Consider the following 4,026-nt stretch of genomic DNA (forward strand, 5'->3'; position numbering starts at 1 on the left):
GCCTGGACCTCCGCCGGGGTGCCGGCGGCGATCTGCTTGCCCGAGTCCAGGACGGTGATCCGGTCGCACACCCGCATGACCAGGTCCATGTGGTGCTCGACGAGCAGCACGCTCACCCGGCCGGCCATCGAGGACCTGCCGGTGGCCCAGGCCGCCCCGTCGGCGTCCGCCGTCACGACCGTCCGGTCCTCCCCCATCGCCCGCGCGGCGTCGGGCGCCGTCGCCGTGCAGCCGGCCGTGGTCGAGCGGCGCACCAGCGTGCGCCGGGCCGAGGACCAGCCGGTCAGCGGCGGCAAGCCGTCGTTCCGGCTCGGTGACGTCTACGCCGAGGAGCTCGACCGGCTGCGCGCCCGGGCGCACGCCGAGGGGTTCGCCGCCGGGCACGCCGAGGGCCTGGTCGCCGCCGAGCAGGTCGTCGCCGAGGCCGAGCGCGCCGCCGAGGTCCGGCTCGCCGAGGTCCAGGCGCGCTGGGAGCGCCGGCTGGTGTCGGCGACCGCCGCGCTCGGTGCGGCCGCCCGCCACCTGGACGAGGCCGCGCTGCCCGTCGCGGACGACATCCGCGACTCGATCATCGGCACGGTCCTGACCCTCGTCGAGGACCTCCTGGGCCGGGAGCTGGCGCTCGCGACCGACCCGGTCATGGACGCCGTCCGCCGCGCCCTCACCCTCTGCCCGGCCGACGCCCCCGCCGTCGTCCGGCTGCACCCCGACGACCTCGCCGAGGTCCCCGCCGACGCCTTCGCGGACCTGCCCGACAGCGTCCGCGTCGTCCCCGACCCGTCGGTCGAGCGGGCCGGCGCCGTCGCCGAGAGCGGCCCCCGCCGGATCGACGCGCAGCTGGGCTCCGCGCTGGCGCGGGTCCAGGCGGTGCTCGGCTCGTGACCGTCTCCCCGCTGGTGCTCGAGCGCGCCCGCGCCGCCGCCCGTCCGCAGGTCACCGGCTCGGTGACCGGCGCGATGGGCCTCACGCTCAGCGTCGACGGCGTCAGCGCCGCGGTGGGCGACCTGGTCGAGATCAACCCGGCCGACCGGCCGCTGCTGGCCGAGGTCGTCGCCGTGGGGCGCGACCGGCTCACCTGCATGCCGCTGGGCGGCCTGTCCGGCGTGCACTCCGGCGCCCCCGTGCGCGCCACCGGGCGCCCGCTGCAGGTCCCGGTCGGGCAGGCCCTGCTCGGCCGCGTCCTCGACGGCCTCGGCCGGCCGGTCGACGGCGGCCCCCCGCTGGGCAGCCACGTCTCCTGGGTGGACCTGGAGACCCAGACGCCGCACGCCCTCTCCCGCACCCGCGTGGAGGAGCCGCTGCACTTCGGCGTCCGCGCCCTGGACACCCTCGTCCCCTGCGGCAAGGGCCAGCGGCTGGGGATCTTCGCCGGCTCCGGCGTCGGCAAGTCCAGCCTCATGGCCCAGATCACCCGCGGCACCGACGCCGACGTCCGCGTCATCGGCCTGATCGGCGAGCGCGGACGTGAGGTCCGCGAGTTCATCGAGGAGAACCTCGGCGCCGAGGGGATGGCACGCACCGTCGTCGTCGTCGCCACCTCCGACGAGCCGCCACTGGTGCGGCTGAAGGCCGCCTTCGTGGCGACCCGCATCGCCGAGGCGTTCCGCGACGAGGGCCGCGACGTGCTGCTGCTCATGGACTCCATCACCCGCACGGCCATGGCCCAGCGCGAGGTGGGCCTGTCCGCGGGCGAGCCGCCGGCTACGCGTGGCTACCCGCCGAGCGTCTTCGCGATGATGCCGCAGCTGCTGGAGAAGGCCGGCACCGGCGCCGTCGGCTCCATCACCGGCCTCTACACCGTCCTGGTCGAGGGCGACGACCACAACGAGCCGATCGCCGACACCGCCCGCTCCATCCTCGACGGGCACATCGTGCTCACCCGCAAGCTCGCCACGACCGGCCACTTCCCCGCCATCGACGTGCTGGAGTCCATCTCCCGCGTCGCCGGTGCGGTCGTGCCCCCGGCCCAGATGACCGACGCCCGGGAGATCCGCCGGCTCATGGGGGCGCTGCGCGACGTGCGCGAGCTCATCGAGATCGGCGCCTACCAGGCCGGCAGCGACCCACTGGTCGACCGCGCCCGCCAGCTCGCTCCGCAGATCGACGCCTTCCTGCAGCAGCCGCTCGGCGAGTCGACATCGGCCGCCGAGGCCTGGGCGTGGCTGCAGCGGATCGTGCGGGGCGCCTGATGAAGAAGGCGAAGTTCAGGCTGCAGCCGGTCCTGGAGCTGCGCCGCAGCGAGGAGCGGGCGGCCGCCGCGGCCGCCGCGGCGGCCATGAACGCCGCGGCCGACGCCGACCGGCGCGCCACCGAGCAGGAGACGGCGCTGACCGGCGCGGTGCTCCCCCGGTCCATGCCGTCGGGCTCGTTCGTCGCCGCCATGGTGCTGCTGCGCACCGCCGCGACCGACGCCGCCGACGCGCGGGCGCTGGCGACGGCGCAGGCCGAGCAGGCCGAGGCGGTGCGCGCGCAGTGGACCGCCGCCGCGCAGCGCACCAAGGCCCTCGAGCGGCTCGCCGAGCGCCACCGCGAAGCCCAGCAGCACGCCGCCGACGCCGCCGAGGAGCGCGCCGTCGACGACCTGGTCACCGGCCGCGCCGGCCGTGGGAAGGAGCAGGCATGGACGGACTGAGCGCGGTCCAGGCCCGCATCGGCGAGATCCAGGCCCGCTTCACCCCCACCGCCACGGCCGCGACGTCGGCGAGCTGGGCCTCGGCGGCCAGCGCCGCGGGCCTGACCGGCACCTCCTCGGCGAGCAGCTGGGCGAGCACCCCCGGCACCGCCTCGGAGAGCGCGGTGGTCGGGGAGGCGCAGAAGTACATCGGCGTCCCGTACCTGTGGGGCGGCACCGACCCCAGCAAGGGGCTGGACTGCTCCGGCTTCACCAAGCTGGTCTTCGGCAACCTCGGCATCGAGCTGCCGCGCACCTCCTCGCAGCAGGCCACCGCCGGCAAGCCGGTCGCCTCGCTGGCCCAGGCCCGCCCCGGCGACCTGGTCTTCTTCGACCACTCGTCTTCCCGGGCCGGCATCGACCACGTGGGCATCTACATCGGCAACGGCCAGATGATCGCCGCGCCTCAGCCCGGCGAGTCGGTGAAGGTGCAGGCGGTCGGCAACCCCGCGGTGATCCGCCGGGTCCTGCCCGAGGCCGCTGCCACCCCCGCGCTCCCGGCGACCGGCTCCCTGGCCGGGGTGCCCTACGCCGACCTGTTCACCCGCGCGGCGAACAAGCACGGGATCGACCCGTCGCTGCTGGCGGCCGTGGCCAAGCAGGAGTCCGGCTTCGACACCGCGGCCGTCTCCCCCGCCGGCGCCCAGGGCCTCATGCAGTTCATGCCGGCGACGGCCAAGGGGCTCGGGGTCGACCCGATGGACCCGGCCTCGGCCATCGACGGCGCCGCGAAGTACCTCAGCACGCTGACCAGGCAGTTCGGTTCGACGGAGCTCGGCCTGGCGGCCTACAACGCCGGACCGGGCAACGTGAGCCGGTACGGGGGCATCCCGCCCTTCCCCGAGACCCAGAACTACGTCCGCTCCGTGATGAGCAAGGCGGAGGCCTACCGATGACCGCTCCCGTGAGCGTCGCCGCCCCGGCGGCGCGCGCCACCTCCCCCTCGTCGTCCGACGGCGGGTCCACCGACAGCGCGGCACCGTTCGCCTCCGCGCTCGACGGCGCGCTCGCCGGCGGGCAGGGGCCGGTGCGCGACGCGGCCTCCGGCGGCGGCCAGGGCCGGCCCGGCGACGCCGCCACCGGCGAGGAGACCGCGACCGGCGAGGAGACCGCCGCTCCGGTGGTCGACACCGCGGCCGCCGGGGTCGCCGCCGCGCTGTGGGCCCTGGCCCTCGGCGCCACCCCCGCCACCCCCGCCGCCGTCGCCCCGACCGCCGTCCCCGGCGCCGGCGACGCCGCCGTCCTTGACGATCTTCCGGAAGAAGAAGTCCTGGCCCTGGATCGCCGTCGTGCCCTCGTAGAGGGTGTCGATCTTGGAGTCGCGGATGTACTGCTCGATCGGGTAGTCCTGCAGG

At 76.2% G+C, this 4,026-nt stretch carries 5 protein-coding genes; all 5 read left to right on the plus strand.

Annotation, left to right across the window (positions count from 1 at the left end; translation table 11 throughout):
• Positions 1-141: 141 nt before the first annotated feature.
• Entirely contained in the window at positions 142-882 is a 741-nt protein-coding gene (locus E4P43_RS19600) for a FliH/SctL family protein (RefSeq protein ID WP_245159278.1), read from the plus strand.
• Positions 879-2,189: a FliI/YscN family ATPase gene (locus E4P43_RS19605; protein WP_135147183.1), complete on the plus strand. Its 1,311-nt coding sequence runs from the start codon at positions 879-881 to the stop codon at positions 2,187-2,189. Before E4P43_RS19600 ends, E4P43_RS19605 begins: the two co-directional genes overlap by 4 nt.
• Positions 2,189-2,632 (plus strand): flagellar FliJ family protein, encoded by a 444-nt coding sequence (locus E4P43_RS19610; RefSeq protein ID WP_135147184.1) that lies wholly within the window; start codon positions 2,189-2,191, stop codon positions 2,630-2,632. The genes E4P43_RS19605 and E4P43_RS19610 overlap by 1 nt, the downstream gene beginning before the upstream one ends.
• A complete protein-coding gene (locus E4P43_RS19615) occupies positions 2,620-3,567 on the plus strand; it encodes a transglycosylase SLT domain-containing protein (RefSeq protein WP_135147185.1) in 948 nt (315 codons plus the stop codon). Before E4P43_RS19610 ends, E4P43_RS19615 begins: the two co-directional genes overlap by 13 nt.
• On the plus strand, positions 3,564-4,026 hold a 463-nt coding region (locus E4P43_RS20100; protein ID WP_209313981.1), incomplete at its 3' end, for a hypothetical protein. The genes E4P43_RS19615 and E4P43_RS20100, both read left to right, overlap by 4 nt.

The organism is Blastococcus sp. TF02A-35 (genome assembly GCF_004571075.1).
Taxonomy (GTDB): domain Bacteria; phylum Actinomycetota; class Actinomycetes; order Mycobacteriales; family Geodermatophilaceae; genus Blastococcus.

What these genes read in the sequence shown, in the direction of transcription:
- E4P43_RS19610 (WP_135147184.1), top strand. Translation starts at nt 2,189, where the DNA reads ATGAAGAAGGCGAAGTTCAGGCTGCAGCCGGTCCTGGAGCTGCGCCGC.
- E4P43_RS19615 (WP_135147185.1), top strand. Translation starts at nt 2,620, where the DNA reads ATGGACGGACTGAGCGCGGTCCAGGCCCGCATCGGCGAGATCCAGGCC.